Origin of the sequence: Acinetobacter boissieri (genome assembly GCF_900096955.1) — a bacterium.
GTDB lineage: Bacteria > Pseudomonadota > Gammaproteobacteria > Pseudomonadales > Moraxellaceae > Acinetobacter > Acinetobacter boissieri.
Genome location: NZ_FMYL01000001.1, coordinates 400,476 through 423,898, shown reverse-complemented (window position 1 = coordinate 423,898; position 23,423 = coordinate 400,476). Strand labels below are relative to the sequence as shown.

The following is a 23,423-nucleotide window of genomic DNA, read 5'->3' as shown; positions in this document are numbered from 1 at the left end:
GAATTTTTTATGAAATATTTAAAAGTACTGGCATTACTGTGTGGTGGCTTGTTCACCAATTTAAGTTATGCAGAGGACCCTGAATGGGATGATATTATGATTGATAGTATTCAATATAATAATCCTGTTGACTATTTAAGTAGTCGTAAATTTAATTTTTACTCGCGATATAGTGATAATTTAAAAGTTAAAATTGTAGATTATGGAACTAGCGATGAATCTACAGGTAAAGAGAATTATCAACTAAAAAAATATGGTGTGGAGATTCTAAACAAGAATAAAATTTATCAGCTATTTAAAACTACAGCACCATATAACAATACTTTTGGAGTACGTATAGATAATATTTGGTTAAATGAAGAAACTGGTTATCTGGCACTCACGGTGCGGACAAATTATTACATCAATTATGGATCATCACCTGAAAGAAACAATGATGTCACCACCTATGTCTATAACTTAAAAAATAATAAATTTATGAGGTTAAATTCAATATCGGTGAGTAGTAACGTCGACTCCAAGGGGGATGCGATTAAACCACTTGATTGTACAGTAGGGGTGAAGTTAAGTTATAACGAAAAAACCAAGCTGTTTACCTATACAGATCGTATTCATAAAGGCTGTACTGGGCCAATCAATGCGCAAACCATCAAAAAAATGCCAGTCTATAGAGTGACGTTTGACCGTAATTTTAAATGTATTTCGACCAATCAATTAGCCGGTGGTTGCAGTAACGAAGATAATATAAATGAAAGCATCGGTAATTATACTGCTGAGTTTATCCGTATGAAAAAAAAATAAAGTAGTCACTTTAAAGCCAATATGAGGAGTCATATTGGCTTTTTTATGGGGAATAGAATGAAATATTTAAAAGTACTGGCACTACTGTGTGGTGGCTTATTCGCCAATTTAAGTTATGCAGACGACCCTGATTGGGATGATATTATGGTTGAAAGTGAACAACTTAAAAATCCTGTTGATTATTTAAGTAATGATGATTTAAATTACTATGCACGTTATAGCAGTACTTTAAAAGTAAGGATTGCTGATTATGGGCTTACTGATGAATCCACAGGTAAAGAAAATTATCAGTTGCAAGAGTATGGCGTAGAAATTCTCAATAAGAATAAAATTTATCAGCTATTTAAAACCACAGCGCCATATAATAATGCTTTTGGAGTGCGTATAGATAATATTTGGCTGGATGAAGAAACTGGTTATCTTGCCCTCACCGTACGGACAAATGATTATGTCAATTATCGGTCATTACCTCAAAGAACAAATGACGTCACCACCTATGTATATAACTTAAAAAACAATAAAGTGATAAGTTTAAATTCAATATCTGTGAGTAGTGAAGTTGATGCGAAGGGTGATGCTATTGAACCATTGGACTGCACAGTAGGGGTGAAGTTAAGTTATAACGAAAAAACCAAGCTGTTTACCTATACAGACCGTATTCAAAAAGGTTGTGATGGCCCCATCAATGCACAAACCATAAAAAAAATGCCAGTCTATAAAGTGATGTTTGACCGTAATTTAGAATGTGTTTCGACCAATAAGTTAGCCGGTGGTTGTACTGATGGTGATGATATTAATGATGGTATTAGTACTTATCCAGCTGAATTTCTTAGTATGAAGAAAAAATAAAGTAGTCACTTTAAAGCCAATATGAGCGCTCATATTGGCTTTTTTATGGGGAAAGAATGAAATATTTAAAAATGTAGTGCAACCATCTCCTTTCCTTATTCATACAGCCAAAAGACTGACTTACATCTACTCTGTAATTTTTACGTGTATATATTTTTTGTTGATGTAAAAATTATAAGGACTAAATTCATGCATGATCTAGATGTAGACGATTAATTTATAATGAAAGGCATGCTACACTAATCATGTTATGTTGATATTGGTTTAGGCATGTCTTTACGCCCTCAGTTTTGGCAAAAATACCCATTAGATGCGTTAAATGCCCAAGAGTGGGAAGCATTGTGTGATGGTTGTGGTTTATGTTGTTTGATTAAACTTGAAGACGATGACACGCAAGAAGTGGCATACACCAAGGTGGCATGTCATCTACTCGACTGCTCAACAGGACATTGCTCAGACTATGTCCATCGAAAAAACTTTGTTCCAGATTGTATTCAACTCAACATACAAACGATTGATCAAATTGCGTATTGGTTGCCATCAAGTTGTGCCTATAAACGTAGGCATGAGGGTAAAAAATTACCCCCATGGCACTACTTAAATACAGGCTCTAGAGAAAGTGTGATTACGGCCAAAAAGTCTGTGGCAGGGCGTTGTATTTCAGAATATGATATCCCTGAACAAGACATTGACCAATATATTGTACGTTGGGTGCGTTAAAGTTTACTTTCAGTGTACAGGCGTGTAACGGACTTTTCGGCGTTCAGCACGAGCTTGCTTAATAATTTGTAAACCACCAGAAAACCCAAGTACTGCCATAATAGAGGCCACCAATAAGTCAGGTAATGCACTTTGTGTACCAAATACACCTAAAGCTGCAAGTAATACGGCCACATTACCAATCGCATCGTTACGGCTACATAACCACACCGAACGCATATTTGAGTCACCATCTCTAAAAGTATAGAGTACCAAAGCACTAATAATATTGGCCACCAATGCCAATACACCAATAAAGCCCATGGTCATGGCTTCGGGTGGTTGACCGTTGCTATAAGACCAAACCACTTTTGCCACTACAAAAATGGCAAACAAAATCATCATACTGCCTTTAAGGAGTGCAGCATTGGCACGCCAATACAGGCTCATACCCAAAGCAATTAAAGAAATAATATAGTTAAATGAATCACCAGCAAAGTCGAGTGAGTCTGCCCAAAGCGAGGCTGAGCCAGATTGCATACCCCCAATCACTTCAATTAAAAATAAAGAGAGATTGAGCACCAATGCAATCCATAATGCATTACGGAATTTTTTTGAATGCGTTTTTGTTGGTGCTTCGTGATGACAATGACAACCAGCCATTTGAAAATCTCCTCTAACAGATTTAAACTGATTAAAAAGCTTGGTGTAGCTCTAAGGTCAAGGAGATTTTTATGCAATTTACCATTGGTGAGTTGGCTAAAAAAGCCAAACTCAGTGCAGATACCATTCGGTTTTACGAAAAAAAGCAGTTGATTCATCCACCACGCCGTGCCGACAATAACTACAGATACTATGATCAAGACAGTTTAACTGGACTGATTTTTATTCGGCATTGCCGTGAGTTGGGTATGTCACTCAAAGAAATTCAAGCTTTGCATGAGCAGTTGCAACAGCCTGAGCAAAATTGTGGTCATGTGAATGATGTAATTAGTGAGCACTTACAGCATGTGACTGAAAAAATTCAACAGTTAGAGCAATTTAAAGTACAGTTAGAGCAGTTAAAAAACTCTTGTCATGCCAATGCATCAGTCAAAGACTGTGAAATTATACAAGCGCTACAGCGTCCTGATGAGAGTAAAGACAGCATGCCAGTGAATCGTTTCGATTTACACTAATATATGCCACACGTTGGTTTGATCTACAGTAAAAATAGAAGGCCTTATGAGCGATAGCAGTAATATTCCACTCCCAGAACGTTTACGCCCGCGCGACCTATCGGAAATTTTAGGACAAGGGCATTTATTAAATGCAGATGCACCCTTTCGTCAAATGATTGATCAGGGACATTTACCTTCCATTATTTTTTGGGGCCCACCCGGAGTGGGGAAAACCACATTAGCTTCTCTTCTTGCACAAGCGGTAGACCGTCCATTTTTAAGTTTGTCTGCTTTAAATACGGGCGTAAAAGAGCTGAGAGAAGTGATTGCTGAAAGCGGTGATTTACTGACACCTGTGGTTTTTATTGATGAAATTCATCGTTTTAATAAGTCACAACAAGATGCACTACTCGGGGCAGTAGAAAAAGGTAAAATTACTTTGGTGGGGGCAACCACAGAAAACCCGTCATTTGAAGTCAATAGTGCACTGTTGTCTCGTTGTCAGGTCTATACACTCAATGTATTAGACAGTGATGCGATCAAAGCATTATTGGATCAAGCCATTGCCCGAGACTCTATTTTACAACAGCGTCATATTTATATCGATGAGTACGAAGCACTCGTTCAGTTTTCAGGGGGGGATGCCAGAAAGGCACTTAATTTGCTCGATTTGGTCGCCAATACCTTTGATACAGAGCAAGATGAGAATCATATTAATAATGGCTTGGTGGTTAAAGTTGCTCAGCAAACCACTGCACGTTATGACAAAACAGGCGAACAACACTACGATTTGGCATCGGCTTTAATTAAATCTATTCGTGGTAGTGACCCAGATGCAGCACTGTATTGGCTAGCCCGTATGCTCAAAGGTGGTGAAGACCCTGTATTTATTGCTCGCCGTTTGTTGATCTCAGCCTCGGAAGATATAGGTAATTCTAATCCCAATGCTTTATTGCTTGCAGGTGAAAGTATGCGTGCAGTACAAGCGGTTGGTATGCCTGAAGCTCGTATTATTTTAGGCCAATGTGTGGTGTACTTAGCAACCAGTGCAAAAAGTAACAGTACGTATTTAGCCATTAATAAAGCCATGGCTTTGGCGGAAAAAACGGCTAATTTAGCTGTGCCATTGCATTTGCGTAATGCACCTACAGGCTTAATGAAAGCAGAAGGTTATGGCGTGGATTATTTATATCCACATGATTATCCAGAAAACTTTGTTAAACAAAATTATTTACCCGATGAGCTTATGGGTACAAAACTGTATGAATCTGCACGTAACAAACGTGAAGTTGAAGGCGAAAAGCTACAGCAACGCCGTTGGCAAGAGACTCAGTCTTGAAACTGTTGTTGTTGCCAATGTAAAAATAACGCAGGCCATTGCTTGGTTTGGGGATTATTGCCTAAGCCCCAACCATGTCCGCCGTGGTCAAATAAAATGAATTCATTGCTAATCTGTTGTTGTTGTAGAGCTTGATGTAGAAGCTGGCTATTGGCGACAGGTGAAATATTATCGTCAATGGCATGTGCAATAAACATGGGTGGTGTGTTATGCGTAATGTTCTGGTTTATGCTGTATTGGCGTAGTAATGTATCGTTACTATTTGCATCAAACAAGACTTTATAGGCATGTGTTTCATTGAGCGGGGGCTGCATGCTGACAACAGGGTAGAGTAATACGGCAAAATCAGGTCGGGCTGAGAATGTATCTGTTGCATCTAAGGGCTTATAAAATGTCTTAGTCCACTGTGTTGCTAACATGCCTGCCACATGCCCACCAGCAGAGAATCCCATGACCCCAATGTGTTGAAATTGTCCTGTTGCCTTAATTAATCTTAGGGCTCGTTGAGCATCTGCAAAAGGCAAGTCACGTGTGTTGGCTTGTTCAGGCATTGGTAAACGGTACACCAATTCAAATACAGTAAAGCCATGTTGTTGTAACCATAAAGAAGTGGGTGTTCCTTCTTTATTGAGTACTTCATGGGCATAGCCACCACCACTCATGACTAAAATAGCGGTATGGTTCGATTGTGCAGGGGAGTACACGGCCATAAATGGCGTTACGACCGTTTTTATATTTTTTTTGAGTTGATGTTTGGGGTTTTCGGGTGGCTTATCATTTGACCAAAGTGAAATAATCTCAAGAGATTTTGCTTGAATTGTGGTACTGATACAGAAGATTATCGTAAAGATATAGTGTTTTTTTCTGTTCATAATGTGTACCACAATAAAATAATGACCTTAGCTTATAATAAAAAACCGAGCCTTTTGGCTCGGTTTTTGTAACAGATCTAAAGCTTAGATGCTGTCTAGGTTAATGCCTAAACGTGTTGCAACTTCTTCGTATGCTTCAACTACATCGCCTAAACCTTGGCGGAAGCGGTCTTTATCTAATTTCTTCTTAGTTTCTTTGTCCCATAGACGGCAGCCATCTGGTGAGAACTCATCGCCAAGTACAATGCGGTCATGGAATACACCAAACTCAAGTTTGAAGTCGACCAACAACATACCGCCTTGTTCAAATAAATCAGTCAATACTTGATTTACTTGATAGGTGAGTACTTTCATTTGCTCAAGTTGTTCAGCTGTTGCCCAACCTAAAGCGATGGATTGTGACTCGTTGACCATTGGGTCACCAAGAGAATCATCTTTAAAGAAAAGTTCAAATGTAGGCGGAGTCAGTACTTTACCTTCTTCGACACCTAAACGGCGACATAGTGAGCCTGCAGCATAGTTACGAATCACGCATTCTACTGGAATCATGTCTAAGCGCTTAACTAAAACTTCACTTGGATTCAGTAGTTTTTCAAAATGCGTTTCAATGCCCGCTTCAGCCAGTTTTTCCATAATAAACGCATTGAACAGGTTATTTACCTTGCCCTTACGGTCTAACTGTGCAATTTTTTCACCATTAAATGCCGAAGCATCGTCACGAAACACTAAGATTAAAAGGTCTGGATTATCTGTGGTGTAGACAGACTTTGCTTTACCGGTATAGAGCAGGGTGTTTTTTAACATGGGGCTAACCTGTTTTTAAAAATAAAGCCTAGGGTACTAGGCTGGCCAATTTTGAGCGATTTGACCTAAAAGTTCTTCCGCTTGAGTTTGATCGGCAAAACTGTTGTCAGGGTTAAATACAACTAAAGTGTTTTCTTTGCCAACAGCAGAGAGTTTTAACACATAGGTTTTTTGGTTCACCTGAATGGTCGCTTCGTAGCGTGTTGGGTTTTGCCCCTTAACGCTATAGTTTAGACTGCTGAGCGTTGCCAATGTGTACTGCCAAATAGTATCAGATTTACCGCTTACTTTCAGCAGTGGATTGCGTTTTGCATCAAATAAAACCACAGGGCGAAGGTATTGATTTTGTGCTTTTTTAGCTTGTGTACGGTTTTGGACTTGCTCAAATGGGCGAGGCATTGCAAAACGATTGCCTTTTTGATTTTCAAAGTCAGGTGCTTTTTCTAGTGCAACAGGGTTAATAATTGGTGCAGGGTACAACGGTGTTGCTGCACGCGCATCAATCCCTTGAGGATATTTTAATGGTTCAACGTTTTCAGCTTTTTTATAGTTTAACGAGCCATTGTTGACCGCAAGTTTGGTACTTAGGGTGCTACACCCTGTCATGGCAAGCGCAGAAAGTAATGCCACACTCATGCTTACACGTAATTGCATCATAAAAAGTACCCTTAAATAAGTTTTGCAGACTTGAGCGCGTCACGTACATCTGCATGATATTGTTCTGCCAAAGGGGTGAGTGGTAAGCGAATACCACTACAGATCATACCCATTTCACACAGTGCCCATTTGACAGGAATTGGGTTAGATTCACAAAATAAAATATTGTTTAGATTTGCAACGTTTTGTGCAAGTTTTCTCGTGTTTTCAGCATCGCCTGATAAAGCATATTGGCAAATTTGACTCACTGTTTTTGGTGCAATGTTTGCAGTCACCGAAATATTACCTTGAGCACCAACAAGGATAAGCTCAGCAGCGGTATCATCATCGCCTGAATACACTGCAATTTTTCCTTGTAGGCGTTCAATGAGATCTTGGCCACGAGGTACGTCACCTGTAGCATCTTTAATACCAATAATGTTATCTATATCTGCTAAACGTAATACGGTGTCGTTGCTTAAATCGGCAATTGTACGGCTAGGTACGTTATATAAAATGACTGGAATATCGGCCGAGGCTGCAATGGCTTTAAAGTGTTGGTATAAGCCTTCTTGGCTCGGTTTATTATAATAGGGCACCACAGACAATACTGCATCTGCACCAAATGCATGAGCCTCTTTGGTGAGCTTAATGGCTTCATGGGTAGAATTTGCCCCAGTACCTGCAATAATTGGAATACGTTTATTGGCAATACGAATCACTTCTTGAATGACTTTGGCATGTTCTTGCATCGTGAGCGTAGATGATTCGCCCGATGTCCCTACTGCAACAATGGCATTTGTTCCTTCTTGGATATGCCACTCAACGAGCTTCTCTAGGCCTTTCCAATCTACGTTACCATCTTCAAGCATAGGGGTGACGAGTGCGACGATTGAGCCTTGAATGTTCTGAGCTAGCTGAGTCATTTTAAAAAAATATCCTGTTGGGCCATCGCTATTTTATTTGAGTCAATAAAGCAAATGGTTCATATTTAGAATTTAGAAAACCGTTGATTCGGTGTGAATCATGGTATGTTGGTCTATCTGTATTATGGTAGCGTAAATTCTCGCTGATGGCATAATTTAAGAGATACCTAATCAACTTTATAGACATTTTTTGCTATTTTTTCAACCATATTTGCTGTGATTGTTCGATACAGTGTCTTTAATGCTAAGCTTTTTTAAAAACAATATGCGAATTGGCTTGAAAAGGCGAGTTTAAAAGAAACTCACATTTTGTTGGAGTGATATTATGTTAGATAAACAGTCAGTCTTGATTGTGGTTGATGTACAAAATGGGTTTACTCCCGGTGGACAATTGGCTGTTGCACATGCAGACCAGATTATTCCGTTGATTAATCAGTTGGCAGGCCAGTTTCACAATGTGGTTTTAACGCAGGACTGGCATACGACAGATCATATTTCTTTTGCTGATCAACATCTGCATAAACAGCCATTTGATGTTATTACCTTAGATTATGGCCCACAGGTGCTATGGCCTAGACATTGCGTTCAAGGCACGCACGATGCTGAGTTTCATCCTTTATTAAATATACCTACAGCACAGTTGATTGTACGTAAAGGGTTTCATGCGCATATAGACAGTTATTCTGCTTTTTTAGAAGCAGATCATATAACTTCTACAGGATTGGCTGGCTATTTAAAAGCGCGCGATATAGATACTGTGTATGTGGTAGGTATTGCAACAGATTTTTGCGTGGCATGGACAGCAATTGATGCGACACAATTAGGATTTAAAACTTACGTGATTGAAGATGCAACTGCAGCAATTAATTTAAATGGCTCTTTGGCACAAGCATGGCAAAAGATGAAAGAGAGTGGTGTTATTAAAATACAATCGATTGATGTATCATAAAAAAAACAGCAGTTACTGGAGTTGAGCAACGTGCTGTTAGTCGGTGGTTTGAGTAAAATGACGGTTTTTTACTCAGACCGATTGCAGTCATTCACTGCATTTTCTTAGTATTTTATGCCAATATACGGCATCATGGTGGTTCATCTTCATTTAGAGATTCATGTGACATCATGTCTCATTAAAACTCAAAAATGCTTGATAGTTTTTACTGATAATGATTATCTACTAATTTATATAAAATAGATAGACTGTTATGTGGAATTGGTAGAAAATGATAACTTATCATATATTTAGTTATATTTTTTAAATATGATAACGTACATTATTGTAGGTACCTTAATGGTTGTAGATGGTTTAAATCACATTCGTGCTACTTAGGTGTGTGCGACTAATTAATATAAAAGGTCAATAGTTGATGCCATAATTTTATTTATATGTGCATAGAATGTAAGATTTTTGAAAATAAACCAAAGCGTGAGTGTGTATTTAATATATTAAAAATTACCAATACGAGACGTTTACAGCATTTTATATCAGAGATTGATTATTTTAAGTGAAATATAGAGTATGAAATGAATTGGTTAGAACTATTAACATACATGTTGACGGTCATTGTTATGATTGCAACACCTGGGCCAGTCATGTTGTTAGTGGCTAGTGCTGGATTGAAAGGGGGATACAAAAAAGCACTGCAAACTATTTTTGGCACAAATTTGGCTTCGTTGTGTCTTATTGCCATTTCTGTGTTGGTTCTGAAAGGGTTACTCAGTATCAATGAGCAAGTTTTTATTGTTATAAAAATTTTGGGTTGTTTGTATATTTTACATCTGGCTGTGCAATTGTTTCGTGATGCATTGGCACATCAAAATGATGTGATGACTGCATCTGCATCTCAGCAAGGTGGCTTTAAAAAAGGCTTTTTAGTCGGTATTTCTAACCCGAAAGATATCATTTTCTTTTCAGCATTTTTCCCACAGTTTATTCATGTTACGTCTGATTTAAATCTGAGTTTATTGGTACTCACACTGGCATGGATTATTTTAGATTTTATGACGTTATCTGCGGTGTATGTAGGGTTTAATCGTTTATCTAAAAGCCGCCACTACGGTAAAATGTTGATGTTGTGTGCAATCATTTTAATGTTGGTGGCAGTGTACGGTATTGGTCTTTCGATTGTGCATTTGATATAGATCTACCCATATAGTATTGAAAATTAGCTTATATATTGAAATATACAAAATGGTATGTATCTAGCCTGAATGATTTAGCTTACGGGTGGTGAGGGGTGCATTGGTAGAAAGTAAAGTCTTGTATGACAACAATACTTTATTGCTAATCTTTTATGGATTTAATCTGTGAGTTTATTTAATCTATTTTTTGCCTCTACATCGCCTTGATTAGCTGCTTTTTGATACCAGTGTTTGGCAAGCTGAATACTTTCAGGTACACCTGAACCAAACTCATACAAAACACCTAAGTTATATTGAGCATTAGTATTGCCTTGCTCAGCTGCTTTTTTATACCACATGGCTGCTGTAACACAGTTCTGGGGTACGCCTAGACCATCGACATAGGAAACCCCTAAGTTGTATTGAGCATCGGAGTCTCCTTGCTCAGCAGCTTTATGCCACCACATGGCTGCAATTGTGTAGTCTTGGGGTACACCCCGACCATTTGCATATAAAGTTCCCAAATTGTATTGAGCCACTGCATTGCCTTGATCGGCTGCTTTTTTGTACCACATGATGGCAGTGGTATAGTTTAGAGGTACACCCCGACCATTGGCATATGCAACCCCTAAATTATATTGGGCAGGAATGTCGCCTTGTTTAGCAGCTTTATGCCACCATACGATTGCCATGCTATAGTCTTGAGGTACGCCTCGCCCGTTAGCATATAAAATACCTAAATTATATTGAGCATCAATATTGCCTTGTTCGGCAGATTTTTGATACCACATGGCTGCAGAGGTATAGTTTTGAGGTATTTCCTGACCTTTGTCATATGTCAAACCTAAACGATATTGAGCGTCAGCATGACCTTGCTCAGCGAACTGTTGCATTTCTTGTAATGTTTGTGCATAACTATTCGGTATAATAAATGTACTTGTAGCTAAAATAACCAAGGTATGAAGAAAGCGTTTTAATATCATATAAAACCTAAACTTTATTTTTAGATAATCATACATATAATTAAAAAATAATATCATCTTTAAATATAAAAACTATTTTGAAAGTGAAAGCGTATTTATACACATTAAGAAAGCATAGGCAAAAGTATAAAAATATCTTACAAGAGTGTTTCTATGCATTATCTTGGGAAAGATAGATAGATACTTTTTGCCAATATGATCATGCACAACAACGTTTATGATCAGAGCTATAGATTTTATGCTAGGAAAATATATGCTTTGTCCTAAATGCCATGCTTCAGAGGTTGAAGCAAGAGATCATGAGCAGAGACTTAAAACAGTTGGTGGTGTGATGCTTGGTTCTGCAGGCGTTGCAGCAGGTGCTGTAGGTGGTGCGGCTGCGGGTGCATCTACTGGTGCAGCTATTGGTACATTGGCAGGGCCATTGGGCATTATTACTTGTGCAACGATAGGTACTTTTGTAGGTGCGATTAGCGCAGGAGTAACAGGTGGCTTTTTAGGTCGCCGTGTAGGGCATAAAGCGGGTACAGTGGTCGATAAAAATGTGTTTTTTGATTATAAATGCTTACAGTGTGGACATCGATTTAATGCTGCTTAGCGATTAAAAAAGCGAGCCATTCGGCTCGCTTTTTTGAGGTTTAAGCTGAAATATCGATGCAGAGGTATTTCATTTCTAAGTATTCTTCAATTCCTTCTTGTGAGCCTTCACGACCAAGACCAGATTGTTTAACACCACCAAATGGTGCAACTTCATTAGAAATCGCCCCTGTATTTACGCCAACCATACCGTATTCGAGCTGCTCTGCAACACGCCATTGTCTCGCTGTACTTTGAGTAAATAAGTAAGCGGCTAAGCCAAACTCAGTGTCATTTGCCAAGCGAATTGCCTCGTCTTCATGCTCAAAACAAAACAGTGGAGCAAGTGGGCCAAAAGTTTCTTCTTTTGCCACTTTCATGTTTTGAGTGACGCCTGCAAGTACCGTGGGTTGAAAGAACCGATTACCTTGCTCAGTTGATGTACCACCAATTAAAACACGTGCGCCTTTATCGGTTGCATCACTGATATGAGACAGTACTTTGTCTACCGCAGACTGTGCAATGAGTGGTCCTTGAGTTGTACCCTGCTCACGTCCATCACCAACTTTAAGTGTTTTGACTGCCTCTACTAACTTTTGGCTCAGTTGTTCATAAATGCCGGCTTGTACATAAATACGGTTGGCACAGACACAGGTTTGCCCACTGTTACGGAATTTACTCGCCATAATGCCTTGTACCGCTTGTTCGAGGTTGGCATCGTCAAAAATAATCACAGGGGCATTACCACCTAACTCCAAAGAGAGTTTCTTGATGGTGGGTGCACATTGTTGCATGAGTATACGACCCACTTGGGTTGATCCTGTGAAACTCAGTTTGCGTACGATGTCGCTTTCACATAAGGTTTGTCCGACTTCAGCGGCTTCACCATTAATGTTAATTAGTAAGTCTTTTGGCAGACCTGCTTGTACAGCGATTACTTCTAAAGCGTAGGCGGTTAGTGGTGTAAGTTCTGCAGGCTTAACAATCATAGAGCAACCTGCTGCAAGAGCAGGCGCTGCTTTACGTGTAATCATCGCTGCCGGAAAGTTCCACGGCGTAATGGCTGCAGTGACACCAATCGGTTGCTTGAGTACTAAAAGGCGTTGCTGGTTTTGAGTGGGTGCAATAATATTGCCTTCCACACGGCGAGCTTGTTCTGCAAACCAACGAATAAATGAGGCAGCATAGCCAATTTCACCTTGTGCTTCTGCTAATGGTTTGCCTTGTTCTGCAGTTAAAATTTCTGCCAATTCTGACTTATTCGCCAGCATGGCGTTGTACCAAGCCCATAAAATATCGGCACGTTCTAATGCTGTTTTTTGCTTCCATGCAGACTGAGCAGTTTGCGAGCGAGCAATGGCCTGTTCGACTTCTGCTTGGTCATGTTTTTTGACCCATGCCAAAGGTGTTTCTGTTGAAGCATCAGTTACTTCAATTGCAGGATAAGTCGGTGCAGCAAAGCAAATATCTGGGTGTTTAAGTAAAGGGTGTAAATGTGCTGAAATCATGCAGACTGCTCCGAGTGGTTGCTCAGGTTTTGAGGTAAATCAATTGAGCTGAAGCCTTGTTTTAAAATATGAAGGGCTTGCTCAAATTGTGCTGTTGGAATGGTCAACGGGTATAAAAAGCGAATGACATTACCATGTTTACCACAAGTCAGTAGCAATAACCCATGCTGCATTGCATAGTCTTGTACGGCTTTTGCAAGTGCAGCGGTTTCAACTTCTACTGCAATCATAGAACCCAGCGCACGGATATCTTTAATCAGGCTCGGTTGTGCTTGTGCAATCTCTTTTAATGTTGTTACGAGGGTTTGGCCTAGAGAATTGGCACGTTCACACAGTTTTTCTTCTTCAATGGCATCAATGACGGCGTGTGCGGCAGCGACTGCAATTGGGTTCCCTGCATATGTGCCACCAAGACCACCTGGGTTTGGTGCATCCATGACTTCAGCACGACCAACCACGCCAGAAATTGGGAAGCCACCACCTAAGCTTTTTGCCATCGTAATCAGGTCAGCTTTGGTATTGTAGTGGTGCATAGCAAATAGTTGTCCTGTACGTGCAAAGCCAGACTGAACTTCATCTGCAATGAGTAAAATACCGTGTGTATCACATAGCACACGTAAGCGTGCTAAAAACTCGCTAGGCACAATATGAAAACCACCTTCACCTTGTACAGGTTCAAGCACAATGGCTGCTACATCATGTGCAGCAATGTCTTCGCTAAAAATATCTTCAATACTAGAGAGAGCCGCATCTACACTAATGCCTTGTTGCGGTACAGGATAGCGTGCATGAAACACCCCTGCAGGCATGACTCCAAAGTCACGTTTGTACGGCGCTGTTTTACCTGTCATGGCCATGGTCATAAATGAGCGACCATGAAAACCATTGCCAAAAGTAATAATGCCGTGACGACCAGTGTATGAACGCGCAATTTTTACCGCATTTTCGACCGCTTCTGCACCTGTGGTAAAAAATGCAGTTTTTGCAACGCCGTCAATAGGTGCACGTGCATTAATTTTTTCAGCCAAAGTGACATAGCTTTCATAAGGCGTGACTTGATATGCTGTATGAGTAAATTGTTCTAACTGTGCTTTTACAGCCGCAATCACTTTAGGATGACGATGACCTGTATTGAGTACTGCAATACCGCCTGCAAAGTCGGTATATGCATTGCCTTGTTTGTCCCAAATAGTCGCATTTTCAGCTTTTTCTGCATACCATTGACACATGACACCTACGCCACGAGGGGTTGCTTGTTGTTTACGCTGGTTTAAATCATTGTATTGTGTGTTCATGTTTTAGCCTTTTTATGGTGTGAATATGGGGGTGATTGTAGAGAGATACTGTATGTATCATCCGATGCTTTACAATGCCTATCATCTAACTACTGTGTTGTATTCACAAATTTTTTACGAGAGCCACTTTTGATGTCTAGGAGAGAGCCAATTGCGTAGTTTATTGGGCGATTATGTGTTGCAAAGATTACAGCAAGAGCAGGTTGGCACATTACAACAGCGCTTATTTCGGTGTTTACGCCATGCCATGTTAGAGGGCATATTGGCTCCCAAAATACGCTTGCCTGCATCTAGAGATTTGGCTCAAGAAGTTAAAGTGTCTCGTAATACCGTGCTAGGTGCTTATGATCAATTACAAGCAGAAGGTTATGTAGAAGCACGTACAGGCCGTGGTACATGGGTTGTAGAGCAGTTGCCAGACACTTATTTATCTTTACCTAAAGCGATATTTACACAGCCAGAGCAAGCTGTGCAGTCTTATTGTCAACTGTCACAAAGAGGCAGTCAATTGGTCGGTTATGCAGCAGCATCGCCACATCAATGGGGGGCTTTTGTACCGGGTGCACCCGATGTGACTGAATTTCCACACCATATTTTTAGTCGTATTCAAGCAAAACTTAGCAAGTCACCACAAGTTGAACAACTCATTTATAGCAATGCCGGGGGGTGTGCATTACTGCGTCAAGCTTTGGCAGAGCATTTGCGAGTGGCGAGATCGGTACAATGTAACCCAGACCAAATTATTATTACTGAAGGGATTCATCAAGCGATTGATTTGGTCACTCGAACTTTGAGTGATGTGGGAGATCGGGTCTGGATTGAGGATCCTGCCTATTGGGGCGTTCGCAATAATTTAAGAGTCAATGGGGCTGATATTTATCCATTGCCTGTCGATGCTGAAGGCATTGTACCCGAAGAAAATCCGACTCAAAGTCCGAAGCTAATTTTTGTGACACCATCGCATCAGTACCCATTAGGTGTACATTTAAGCCTGTCTCGGCGTAAGCAGTTATTACAGATTGCACAGCAACATGGCAGTTGGATTGTAGAAGATGATTATGACAGTGAATTTCGTTTTTCAGGCTTGCCGTATCCGTCATTACAAGGGTTAGAAAAAGACAGCCGTGTGATTTATATGGGGACGTTTAGTAAAACAATATATCCTGCACTGCGTATTGGTTATGTGGTTGTGCCTCAAGCTTTATGCACCCCATTACGCACAGCGGCTGCCGAGCTTTACCGTGGCGGACATTTACTGATTCAAAGAGCTTTGGCTGAGTTTATTAAAGAAGGGCATTATGAAGCACATATACGACGTATGCGTCTATTGTATGCCAAACGGCGGAACTATTTAATTGAATTGATTCGCCGTTATTTGGGCGATGCCTTTTTACATGAATTTGACGATGCTTCAGGCTTGCATTTGGTTTTAAAATTACCCGTGTACATTGATGACGTGGCTTTGGCGCAACAGGCTTTATCACGCGGTATTAAAGTGAGAGCCTTGTCTCAATACTATATGTATAGCCATGCATCTGTACAGCGTGGTTTGTTGTTAGGTTTTGCCTGTGTGGAAGCATCTGAAATGATGTCTGCTTTTGCAGTGTTATTGGCGTGTTTACGTGAAGTCGTTTATTTAAAAGACAGTAGTGATTTAACGTACTAGACCTTCTAGTGAATTGATTTTGTGGTAAGCTATAAATGCGCCAAATAAAGATAAAGCACTATAACTAATATGCTTTAAAAAAACTAAAATATTTGAGTCTATACTATGAAAAATTCTGGCATATGGGCTGTATTGGCCGTAGTTATTGGAATACAAGGCTGTCAGCTACATCAAAGTAATGAACAAAAACAGGCTTTAGCAAGTCAGCAAAATCAAAGTTTTGCGATGACTCCTGAGCAATTTCGTACCGCATTGAATCAACAAATCACACTTGATCAACCGACAGTGTTGACGACTTTTAAACCCTTTGTGATCAACAGTCAGTTTTTTATGGTAGATCACATTGAGGGTCAGCAAATTACACTTGAGGGGAAAGTGAATTCAGATGGACAGTTAACGCTAGTTCGTTATCGAAGTCATTTAGTCGATGAAAAAAGTTTAATGGTTGCCATGACTTTAATTAAAGATACCGCAAAAATTTTACCTACAACGTTAGCCACCAAAGACAAAGAATATTGGATTGAGCAGGTCATGGAAGAAGCAGTCGCAAGTCCAGAAAGTTTTGCTGAAAAAGAGGTACAGCGTGGTATTGTTTACTCGGCGTCCAGTCTACCAAATGGTGTGTTTGAGGTATCTTATCGGGTATTAAACTAGTTCTGTTGCAAGCAGATGCGAGCATGTTCTTGTACTTTATCTGTTAGTTTTTTTATTTGCTCTGATTGTTGTTGCCAATGGTGCCAATACAGCTCAATATCAGTACTGAGTGCTGTTGAAAGCGTGACTAAATTGGTCCCTTGAATCTGTAAGTCTGGAAGCATACCGTAGCCAAAACCCATCTCAATGGCATGTAAAAACGACTCTGAAGATGGAATAAGGTGGTATGGATAGACTGCTTTGGCAAGTCCGAAGTGCTGTAATAAAATTTTGACATGCATTTCATCTTTGCGGTTAAAAATGACAGCAGGTGCTTGTCGTAGTGCTTGTCGAGTGATCCCTTTAGGAAACCATTGTTGGATAAATGATGGACATGCCACCATATGGTAGCGAATTTTTCCTAAATAAACGGCATTACACCCTTGCTGTGCATGTGCAATACTAGAAATACAGGCATTGACTTGCCCTGATGTGAGCAAATGGTGCGTATGGTCTTGGTCATCTAAATACATTTTTAGAATAATTTTTTCTTTAAGGATCGTATCTTTTAATGCAGGTAAAAACCATGTCGCAAGGCTATCTGCATTCATTGCAATATGTGCTTGATAAAATGCGCTATCTTGATGTTTTCCTGTCAATTGATGAAATAAATCTTGCTCAAGTAATGTGACTTTATTGAGATATTGCAATAAATCTTGCCCTGTCTGTGTTGGTCGACACGGCCGTTCTCGAATAATTAAAATATGTCCAAGAGATTGCTCAAGTGCTTTTACACGTAACGTCACTGCTGAAGCGGTGACATTCAGTTGTAATGCTGCATGCTCAAAACTTCCTGTTTCTATCACGGCTAAAAATGCTTGGCATTGTTTATGGTCTAACATAGCATCACCTAAGAAAAATTTAGTTTAACTTATTCTTTATTAGTTTTATTTAATTGTACAGTGAATTATGAATAATACACAGCATGAAAAGATAGAACGGTTGGAGAAAGTGATGTTGTGGGCAAGTTTTGCACAGGGTCTTGGGGTCGGTGCGGGTCTAATTATTGCAATTGGTGCACAAAATGCGCATGTGCTACGTATGGCAATTAAAAAACAGCATGTTTGGCTCACTGTATTTGGTTGTATTTTATGTGATGCGATTGCAATTATGGTTGGTGTTGCAGGTCTTGGGCAGTCTTTACAGCAGTCGAGTCTATTGATGTCTATTGCACGTTGGGGTGGCATTATTTTTTTGCTGTGGTACGCCGTGCAGGCATTAAAGCGCAGTCTGTTTGCACAACATGCATTGCAGGTAGAGCAATTAAGTGGACAACAAATGCACCTGATGGTGGCTGTGCGTTTGGTCTTGGCCGTGTCACTACTTAACCCTCACTTTTATTTAGATACAATTATATTATTGGGTTCTATTGGCAGTCAGCAGCCTACGTCTATGTTGCAATATGCGTTTGCAACTGGAGCAATCTGTGCATCTATGGCATGGTTTATCTTACTGGGTGGTACAGCCAAATGGCTTGCACCGTGGTTAAATAATGCGACAGCATGGCGTTGTATTGATGCCTTAATTGCTGTAATGATGTTTACTGTTGCTTACTTATTATTTAGAGGTCATTAATCGGGCATAAGCAATACAGGTCTTACAGATAAACTTATTGTAAAATAAACAGCAATGTGAACGAAAATAAACAGATAGCAACAGGGTAGTTATGCTATAGATACATGCGCTAGGGAAGGGGACTTGCCTAGCTTTGATATATCTAGCAGTGCGGTGTTCGACTTATTTGAATGAAGTGATATTTTAAGTGTTCACCTTACTATTTTGTGTTCAGCCGTCAAACTTTATGTCTGAGTCTGATTGATTTACTTTTTAAAGAGATCTGCATGCTGTTTTATTCTTTAGTCTTTTTGAAGTTCTTTGTTGGTTTTGTGATTGTGATTATTCACTTAAACATCTCAGGAAAAACGCAGTTATCTCAAATGACGCCTGTCGACTTTATTGGTAACTTTGTGCTTGGTGGTATTATTGGGGGAGTCATTTATAGTCGTGCAATTCCATTTCATGAGTATATTTTGGTATTAATGATAGGTGTTTTCCTGATCTCATCATTAAATTATATTTCTAAGCATGTGTATTTACTTCGAAACTTTACGATTGGTGAACCCATTCCAATTATAAAAAAACGCCAATTTTTAATGGAAAATATTTTAGCGAAACAAAATAAAATAGATATTATTAATATTGTATCGCAGTTACATTCACAAGGTATTTATTCTTTCGAAGAAGTCTATTATGCGCAAATTGAGCCGAACGGAGAGCTCACAGTGATTTGTGATCCAGCAGAAATGCCATCAGTCATTTTAATTAAAGAAGGTTCACTGCGTGGTAATGAGCTTAAACACATTAAGCGCGATGAAGAATGGCTACAACAAAAATTAATTGATTTAGATATTAATTTAGAAGATGTGTTTATTGCTGAATTTTGGAAAAATAAACTGCGCTTTATACTCAGAAGTGGTGAGCTCATCGAACAAGAAAATGCATTTGATAAGTTGTAAACTGTTTGATTTGATTAAATTCTAAGGCCTATGCTTTGGTTACAATATTCTGTCTAGTGTATGTTATTTTCTTGTTTGAAAAATGTATGCTTGGTGCTATATTTGCCGCCTGAATATAATAGTAAAAAAGTGTTGTATGTTCTCATTTTTGTCCATTGAATTTGCATTGTGTTTTATCGTATTTTTTTGTTTATATTGGGCGTGTCGTTTTAGCCCTCGATTGCAAAATATACTGTTAATTATTGCAAGTTATGCTTTGATTTATTTAATGGCCAGTGAAACAGCACTGCTATGTATCTTTGCATTTAGTATCATCATTTTTGTATTGTCTAATTTGATGCATAAATTTGAAAAATATAAGAAAAATTTAATGCTGGTCGGTGTTTTTCTAACAGTGGCTCAGTTATTTGTATTTAAATTTTATGACTTTTTTAGACCGTATGTGGCACAAAGTTTAGATCAATTACAGCTAGATAGTTCAGGTCTTGCAGCTAATATTTTACTGCCCTTAGGTTTGTCTTATTATTCGTTTCAAGCCATTAGTTATTTGGTGACTTGTTATAAAGCAAATACAGAAACTAAGCCATTGACCTTTGATGCATTATTACTGCATTTTTCATTTTTTTGTACCATTACGGCAGGGCCAATTGCTCGTGTTGAACAGACAAAAGGTTTGACAGACATTCATCAACAGCCTTGTGGTATGCATGAACAAATTTGTACCACACAAAAGCGTCATATTTTATGGCCGAGTTTGGCTTTTTTATTGTTAGCACTCGCGTTACTCAAAAAATGGTGGCTGGCCAGTTGGTTGGCCGACAGCTGGGTGAACCCTGTTTTTGCCAACCCTATGCAGTATCATAGCTTAGAAATTTTGGCTGCAATTTATGGCTATACCGTACAGCTGTTTTTAGACTTTTCGAGCTATAGCGAAATGATGATTGCTTTTGCTTTATTGTTTGGTTTTCGTTTGCCTGTCAATTTTAGAGCCCCGTTAATTGCACACAATATTCGAGAATTTTGGAACCGCTGGCATATTAGCTTGTCTACATGGATACGTGACTATATTTATATTCCATTGGGAGGAAGCCGCGGAGGGTTTGTAAAAACTCAAATTAATTTGCTCAGTGCCATGGTATTGTCTGGTATTTGGCATGGTTCGGGGTGGAATTTTTTATTGTGGGGGCTTTTTCATGGCTTTGCTTTAGTATTTTTAAATACTGCAGATTTACTGTATGCAAAAGTATTTAAAGTCACTGCAAAAGATGCTCAAAATTCACTGTATCGTTTGGGGTGGTTTGGTAAAGTATTGGGTACATTTATCACCATTCATTTTGTATGTTTTTGCTTTGTATTTTTTAGAGCAAAAACATTCGATGAAGCCATCAATGTTTTTCAAGCATTATTTTATAATACCAATAATGTACAATGGTCTACTAATCCACTGTATTTAATCACTTTATTATTACTTAGTTGGATTGCTTACCCTTTTGTAAGCGCTTTTGTTTTACGTGCGCAGTTCAATGGTGAGCAACTTCCTAAATATCGTTTGTTTGTACCCTTATTACTTGTTTTTGTTTTGATTTTAGTCTGTGCACCGTCTGGAATTCCGGGATTTATTTATGCAAATTTTTAAGCCAACACTCCCTGAAGTGACTCAACCTAGTACGGTTTGCTTTTCTGTCGATCAAACACACTATATGAATGTGCTGTATAGCGTCATTTTTTTAATGACTTGTGCAATTACAGGGTTATGGTTGCTGCAAAATTCAGTCAATGCGTATTATGAACAAACGTACCATAAAGAAAGCCCATTGCATGTGTTAGACCAGTACAGTGTGTGGACACAAGGAGCACAGTGGGGTGATCTACTGTATGGTGAGCGTGATGTGATTGGGCAAAATATTACACAGCATAATCAAATCATTACTGCGTTATTCAACCAAGATTATGCCTATACACCTGAATATAAAGCCCTGCTGACGAAAAAAATGGCGTTAGAGCAACAGCAAAAACAACAGTGGTTGCTGGCAGAAGCACAGCACAAAGCAGAAGAAAGTCTAAGCCAGAAATTTACTTTAAATGCAGATGATCAGGTGTTTTTTGCGGGTGATTCAATGATGCAGGGCGTTGCGCCGTATGTACAAAAAGCATTACTTGACCAGTTTAAAATTAAAACTGTGAATTTGAGTAAGCAAAGTACGGGGCTGGCTTATCCTAAGTTTTTTGACTGGCCAAAAACCATTAAAGATACGCTGGTATCGAATCCACGTATTAAAATCTTAGTGGTTTTTTTAGGGCCGAATGATCCGTGGGATATGCCGAACCCTCAAGGCGGTCATTATTTAAAATATGAATCTGCTGAATGGGAAGCACTATATCGCTCACGTGTTGCAGACATTATTCAAACGGCAAATCAGCATCATGTGAGTGTGATGTGGATTACACCGCCAAATATGAAAAAACCAACATTAAACAAACAAATGGTTTATTTAAGTCATGTTGTTGCAGATGAAGTACAAAAAAACAAAGCTTTCTCTATCGATTCTCGGGAAATACTTGGCAGTATAAATAATATTTATAGTGACTACTTTCAAGAAAATGGCCAAGCGGTCAAAGCACGTAGTGCAGATGGTATTCACTTTTCTCCAGATGGTCAAAAACGTATTGCAAATACCATTTTGCATTATTTAAAAGTCAGCTAATTGAGCGATATATAATGAAAGCATTTTTAAACATGGCATTGGCTTTAACAGTGACTTCAACGGCATATGCCGATGCTTTGAATAATTTTGCTGAGCCAAATGTGGCTAAGTTACAACATGCTTTACAGGCCAAAACTGCCAATATTATACAATTAGGTGATTCGCATACTGCAGCCGATGTAATGACCGGCAGTTTACGTGAACGCTTACAACAGCAATTGGCTGATGGTGGTATGGGTTGGGGCATGCCTATGTATTTTTCAGGCCAACGCCTGGCTTTATATGGGTATGAAAATACGGGTTGGCAAGCGGTGTCTAGCCGTACTGAACATGGTGCAAATTACAGTTTAGGTGGTTTATTGGCTGTCGCTAAGGCTAATGGTGTGACACTTACCATTAAGGCAAAACGTCCTGAACCCGAACAGCGTTTGATGGTAAGCATACGTCAAAGTGAAACAGATTCACCCCTGACAGTCACTGATGCTATGGGAAAAACTTTTACCTTAGAAGCACCAGTTAAAAATAATACTTGGCAGTTTGCCTATTTTAATGCCACGTTACCTTTTACCGTGACAGCCCGTAATACCACAGATACTGCAATTGCAGGGTGGTGGGCAAAAAATGCCAATGGGCAAGGTATAGTGGTTTCTGCTTTAGGAATTAATGGCTCTGAGCTTTCGCAGTGGGATCGTTGGAATACCCTTGCATGGCAACATGAGTTGAAAGAAATTGCACCTGATCTTATTATTTTAGCCTATGGCACAAATGAAGCCTATAACGATCGTTTAGATGTTGCTCAGGCAAAAAATGTATTGGTTGAACGTATTCAAAAAATTCGTCAAGCCAGTCCAAATACAGCCATTATCATTATTTCTGCACCTGAAAGTTTAAAAAGCACGGCTGGTACGTGTGGTGTTCGCCCAATCAATTTAACGGCTGTGCAAGAGATGCAAAAACAAGTTGCTATGACTGAACACACCTTATTTTGGGATTGGCAGCAGGCGATGGGCGGTCATTGCAGTATGAAAAAATGGATTGCACAAGGTCTAGGGCGCGGTGATGGTGTACATTTTACTTCCACAGGATATCAGCAGTTAGGGCAGGCATTGGCACAAGATATTTTAAATCTTGCTTCTATCTCTACCATAAATACTACAGCGGCTACTGCAGTAAAAACGACACCAAGCACGGCAGGTAAAATGAGTATTTCATGGTCTAGTGAGCAATGAAAATGCAATGAATGGGTGTTTAATTAAATGCTTTAATGTACTAGATGT

At 39.3% G+C, this 23,423-nt stretch carries 24 protein-coding genes; 15 read left to right on the top strand and 9 right to left on the bottom strand.

Translation table 11 applies throughout. From position 1 onward, the window contains the following. The first annotated feature begins 9 nt into the window (after positions 1–9). The 3 genes from BLS38_RS01955 to BLS38_RS01945 all read left to right on the top strand — a co-directional run bounded on the left by BLS38_RS01955 (position 10) and on the right by BLS38_RS01945 (position 2,370). Positions 10–801 (top strand): hypothetical protein, encoded by a 792-nt coding sequence (locus BLS38_RS01955; protein WP_092746641.1) that lies wholly within the window; start codon positions 10–12, stop codon positions 799–801. A gap of 57 nt (positions 802–858) precedes the next feature. After that, positions 859–1,650, top strand: coding sequence for a hypothetical protein (locus tag BLS38_RS01950; RefSeq protein WP_092746640.1), 792 nt, complete (start codon positions 859–861; stop codon positions 1,648–1,650). 258 nt (positions 1,651–1,908) lie between these two features. Next, complete coding sequence (locus BLS38_RS01945) at positions 1,909–2,370, top strand: YcgN family cysteine cluster protein (RefSeq protein ID WP_425283444.1); 462 nt, start codon at positions 1,909–1,911, stop codon at positions 2,368–2,370. Positions 2,371–2,379: 9 nt separating this feature from the next. Here BLS38_RS01945 and BLS38_RS01940 read toward each other — a convergent pair whose 3' ends face one another. Continuing rightward, positions 2,380–3,012 (bottom strand): cation efflux transmembrane domain-containing protein, encoded by a 633-nt coding sequence (locus BLS38_RS01940; protein WP_092746638.1) that lies wholly within the window; start codon positions 3,010–3,012, stop codon positions 2,380–2,382. 71 nt (positions 3,013–3,083) lie between these two features. Here BLS38_RS01940 and BLS38_RS01935 point away from each other — a divergent pair, with 71 nt between their 5' ends. Both BLS38_RS01935 and BLS38_RS01930 read left to right on the top strand, forming a co-directional pair. Next, the gene (locus tag BLS38_RS01935; protein WP_092746637.1) at positions 3,084–3,527 is read left to right on the top strand and encodes a Cd(II)/Pb(II)-responsive transcriptional regulator; all 444 of its coding nucleotides are present in this window, start codon (positions 3,084–3,086) and stop codon (positions 3,525–3,527) included. A 46-nt stretch (positions 3,528–3,573) separates the two neighbouring features. Further along, a complete protein-coding gene (locus tag BLS38_RS01930) occupies positions 3,574–4,848 on the top strand; it encodes a replication-associated recombination protein A (RefSeq protein ID WP_092746636.1) in 1,275 nt (424 codons plus the stop codon). Here the strand turns inward: BLS38_RS01930 and BLS38_RS01925 are convergent. The 4 genes from BLS38_RS01925 to dapA all read right to left on the bottom strand — a co-directional run bounded on the left by BLS38_RS01925 (position 4,839) and on the right by dapA (position 8,086). Beyond that, the gene (locus tag BLS38_RS01925) at positions 4,839–5,720 is read right to left on the bottom strand and encodes an alpha/beta hydrolase (RefSeq protein WP_092746635.1); all 882 of its coding nucleotides are present in this window, start codon (positions 5,718–5,720) and stop codon (positions 4,839–4,841) included. The two genes, BLS38_RS01930 and BLS38_RS01925, sit on opposite strands and share 10 nt — an antisense overlap. A gap of 84 nt (positions 5,721–5,804) precedes the next feature. Continuing rightward, entirely contained in the window at positions 5,805–6,524 is a 720-nt protein-coding gene (gene purC / locus BLS38_RS01920; RefSeq protein WP_092746634.1) for a phosphoribosylaminoimidazolesuccinocarboxamide synthase, read from the bottom strand. A gap of 36 nt (positions 6,525–6,560) precedes the next feature. Further along, entirely contained in the window at positions 6,561–7,178 is a 618-nt protein-coding gene (locus tag BLS38_RS01915) for a lipoprotein-34 precursor (NlpB) (protein WP_092746704.1), read from the bottom strand. Between the two features lie 14 nt (positions 7,179–7,192). After that, positions 7,193–8,086: a 4-hydroxy-tetrahydrodipicolinate synthase gene (dapA, locus tag BLS38_RS01910; RefSeq protein ID WP_092746633.1), complete on the bottom strand. Its 894-nt coding sequence runs from the start codon at positions 8,084–8,086 to the stop codon at positions 7,193–7,195. A 325-nt stretch (positions 8,087–8,411) separates the two neighbouring features. Here dapA and pncA point away from each other — a divergent pair, with 325 nt between their 5' ends. Beyond that, a complete protein-coding gene (pncA, locus tag BLS38_RS01905) occupies positions 8,412–9,035 on the top strand; it encodes a bifunctional nicotinamidase/pyrazinamidase (protein WP_425283438.1) in 624 nt (207 codons plus the stop codon). A gap of 572 nt (positions 9,036–9,607) precedes the next feature. After that, positions 9,608–10,225, top strand: coding sequence for a LysE family translocator (locus BLS38_RS01900; RefSeq protein ID WP_092746631.1), 618 nt, complete (start codon positions 9,608–9,610; stop codon positions 10,223–10,225). Positions 10,226–10,383: 158 nt separating this feature from the next. Here BLS38_RS01900 and BLS38_RS01895 read toward each other — a convergent pair whose 3' ends face one another. Then, complete coding sequence (locus BLS38_RS01895; RefSeq protein ID WP_171258508.1) at positions 10,384–11,187, bottom strand: tetratricopeptide repeat protein; 804 nt, start codon at positions 11,185–11,187, stop codon at positions 10,384–10,386. A 253-nt stretch (positions 11,188–11,440) separates the two neighbouring features. Here BLS38_RS01895 and BLS38_RS01890 point away from each other — a divergent pair, with 253 nt between their 5' ends. Then, positions 11,441–11,785 (top strand): hypothetical protein, encoded by a 345-nt coding sequence (locus tag BLS38_RS01890; RefSeq protein WP_171258507.1) that lies wholly within the window; start codon positions 11,441–11,443, stop codon positions 11,783–11,785. A 40-nt stretch (positions 11,786–11,825) separates the two neighbouring features. Here the strand turns inward: BLS38_RS01890 and BLS38_RS01885 are convergent, their stop codons facing one another. Together BLS38_RS01885 and gabT are read right to left on the bottom strand one after the other, a co-directional pair. Continuing rightward, complete coding sequence (locus tag BLS38_RS01885) at positions 11,826–13,271, bottom strand: NAD-dependent succinate-semialdehyde dehydrogenase (protein WP_092746628.1); 1,446 nt, start codon at positions 13,269–13,271, stop codon at positions 11,826–11,828. Further along, positions 13,268–14,566, bottom strand: coding sequence for a 4-aminobutyrate--2-oxoglutarate transaminase (gabT, locus tag BLS38_RS01880; protein WP_092746627.1), 1,299 nt, complete (start codon positions 14,564–14,566; stop codon positions 13,268–13,270). Before gabT ends, BLS38_RS01885 begins: the two co-directional genes overlap by 4 nt. Positions 14,567–14,717: 151 nt before the next feature. On the opposite strand from gabT, the gene pdxR reads away from it, so the two are divergent. Both pdxR and BLS38_RS01870 read left to right on the top strand, forming a co-directional pair. Next, positions 14,718–16,232 carry a MocR-like pyridoxine biosynthesis transcription factor PdxR gene (gene pdxR / locus BLS38_RS01875; RefSeq protein ID WP_092746626.1) on the top strand — a complete coding sequence of 505 codons (1,515 nt, stop codon included), beginning with the start codon at positions 14,718–14,720 and terminating at the stop codon, positions 16,230–16,232. Positions 16,233–16,337: 105 nt separating this feature from the next. Beyond that, on the top strand, positions 16,338–16,886 hold the full coding sequence (locus BLS38_RS01870; RefSeq protein WP_092746625.1) for a hypothetical protein: 549 nt from the start codon (positions 16,338–16,340) through the stop codon (positions 16,884–16,886). Here BLS38_RS01870 and BLS38_RS01865 read toward each other — a convergent pair. Further along, on the bottom strand, positions 16,883–17,767 hold the full coding sequence (locus BLS38_RS01865) for a LysR family transcriptional regulator ArgP (RefSeq protein WP_092746624.1): 885 nt from the start codon (positions 17,765–17,767) through the stop codon (positions 16,883–16,885). The two genes, BLS38_RS01870 and BLS38_RS01865, sit on opposite strands and share 4 nt — an antisense overlap. 67 nt (positions 17,768–17,834) lie before the next feature. On the opposite strand from BLS38_RS01865, the gene BLS38_RS01860 reads away from it, so the two are divergent. The 5 genes from BLS38_RS01860 (at position 17,835) to BLS38_RS01840 (ending at position 23,375) form a co-directional block, all read left to right on the top strand. After that, entirely contained in the window at positions 17,835–18,500 is a 666-nt protein-coding gene (locus BLS38_RS01860; protein ID WP_244518118.1) for a LysE/ArgO family amino acid transporter, read from the top strand. A 266-nt stretch (positions 18,501–18,766) separates the two neighbouring features. Further along, the gene (locus BLS38_RS01855; RefSeq protein ID WP_092746623.1) at positions 18,767–19,441 is read left to right on the top strand and encodes a DUF421 domain-containing protein; all 675 of its coding nucleotides are present in this window, start codon (positions 18,767–18,769) and stop codon (positions 19,439–19,441) included. A 220-nt stretch (positions 19,442–19,661) separates the two neighbouring features. Further along, entirely contained in the window at positions 19,662–21,077 is a 1,416-nt protein-coding gene (locus BLS38_RS01850; RefSeq protein WP_280137741.1) for an MBOAT family O-acyltransferase, read from the top strand. Continuing rightward, positions 21,064–22,146 carry an SGNH/GDSL hydrolase family protein gene (locus tag BLS38_RS01845; RefSeq protein ID WP_092746621.1) on the top strand — a complete coding sequence of 361 codons (1,083 nt, stop codon included), beginning with the start codon at positions 21,064–21,066 and terminating at the stop codon, positions 22,144–22,146. Before BLS38_RS01850 ends, BLS38_RS01845 begins: the two co-directional genes overlap by 14 nt. A gap of 14 nt (positions 22,147–22,160) precedes the next feature. Further along, positions 22,161–23,375, top strand: coding sequence for an SGNH/GDSL hydrolase family protein (locus BLS38_RS01840; protein ID WP_092746620.1), 1,215 nt, complete (start codon positions 22,161–22,163; stop codon positions 23,373–23,375). Positions 23,376–23,423: the final 48 nt, after the last annotated feature.

What these genes read in the sequence shown, in the direction of transcription:
- BLS38_RS01840 (WP_092746620.1), top strand. Translation starts at nt 22,161, where the DNA reads ATGAAAGCATTTTTAAACATGGCATTGGCTTTAACAGTGACTTCAACG.
- gabT (WP_092746627.1), bottom strand. Translation starts at nt 14,566, where the DNA reads ATGAACACACAATACAATGATTTAAACCAGCGTAAACAACAAGCAACC.
- BLS38_RS01950 (WP_092746640.1), top strand. Translation starts at nt 859, where the DNA reads ATGAAATATTTAAAAGTACTGGCACTACTGTGTGGTGGCTTATTCGCC.
- BLS38_RS01885 (WP_092746628.1), bottom strand. Translation starts at nt 13,271, where the DNA reads ATGATTTCAGCACATTTACACCCTTTACTTAAACACCCAGATATTTGC.
- BLS38_RS01870 (WP_092746625.1), top strand. Translation starts at nt 16,338, where the DNA reads ATGAAAAATTCTGGCATATGGGCTGTATTGGCCGTAGTTATTGGAATA.
- purC (WP_092746634.1), bottom strand. Translation starts at nt 6,524, where the DNA reads ATGTTAAAAAACACCCTGCTCTATACCGGTAAAGCAAAGTCTGTCTAC.
- BLS38_RS01860 (WP_244518118.1), top strand. Translation starts at nt 17,835, where the DNA reads ATGAATAATACACAGCATGAAAAGATAGAACGGTTGGAGAAAGTGATG.
- BLS38_RS01895 (WP_171258508.1), bottom strand. Translation starts at nt 11,187, where the DNA reads ATGATATTAAAACGCTTTCTTCATACCTTGGTTATTTTAGCTACAAGT.
- BLS38_RS01925 (WP_092746635.1), bottom strand. Translation starts at nt 5,720, where the DNA reads ATGAACAGAAAAAAACACTATATCTTTACGATAATCTTCTGTATCAGT.
- BLS38_RS01900 (WP_092746631.1), top strand. Translation starts at nt 9,608, where the DNA reads ATGAATTGGTTAGAACTATTAACATACATGTTGACGGTCATTGTTATG.
- BLS38_RS01940 (WP_092746638.1), bottom strand. Translation starts at nt 3,012, where the DNA reads ATGGCTGGTTGTCATTGTCATCACGAAGCACCAACAAAAACGCATTCA.
- BLS38_RS01930 (WP_092746636.1), top strand. Translation starts at nt 3,574, where the DNA reads ATGAGCGATAGCAGTAATATTCCACTCCCAGAACGTTTACGCCCGCGC.
- BLS38_RS01845 (WP_092746621.1), top strand. Translation starts at nt 21,064, where the DNA reads ATGCAAATTTTTAAGCCAACACTCCCTGAAGTGACTCAACCTAGTACG.
- pncA (WP_425283438.1), top strand. Translation starts at nt 8,412, where the DNA reads ATGTTAGATAAACAGTCAGTCTTGATTGTGGTTGATGTACAAAATGGG.
- BLS38_RS01855 (WP_092746623.1), top strand. Translation starts at nt 18,767, where the DNA reads ATGCTGTTTTATTCTTTAGTCTTTTTGAAGTTCTTTGTTGGTTTTGTG.
- BLS38_RS01890 (WP_171258507.1), top strand. Translation starts at nt 11,441, where the DNA reads ATGCTTTGTCCTAAATGCCATGCTTCAGAGGTTGAAGCAAGAGATCAT.
- BLS38_RS01955 (WP_092746641.1), top strand. Translation starts at nt 10, where the DNA reads ATGAAATATTTAAAAGTACTGGCATTACTGTGTGGTGGCTTGTTCACC.
- BLS38_RS01915 (WP_092746704.1), bottom strand. Translation starts at nt 7,178, where the DNA reads ATGCAATTACGTGTAAGCATGAGTGTGGCATTACTTTCTGCGCTTGCC.
- BLS38_RS01865 (WP_092746624.1), bottom strand. Translation starts at nt 17,767, where the DNA reads ATGTTAGACCATAAACAATGCCAAGCATTTTTAGCCGTGATAGAAACA.
- BLS38_RS01935 (WP_092746637.1), top strand. Translation starts at nt 3,084, where the DNA reads ATGCAATTTACCATTGGTGAGTTGGCTAAAAAAGCCAAACTCAGTGCA.
- dapA (WP_092746633.1), bottom strand. Translation starts at nt 8,086, where the DNA reads ATGACTCAGCTAGCTCAGAACATTCAAGGCTCAATCGTCGCACTCGTC.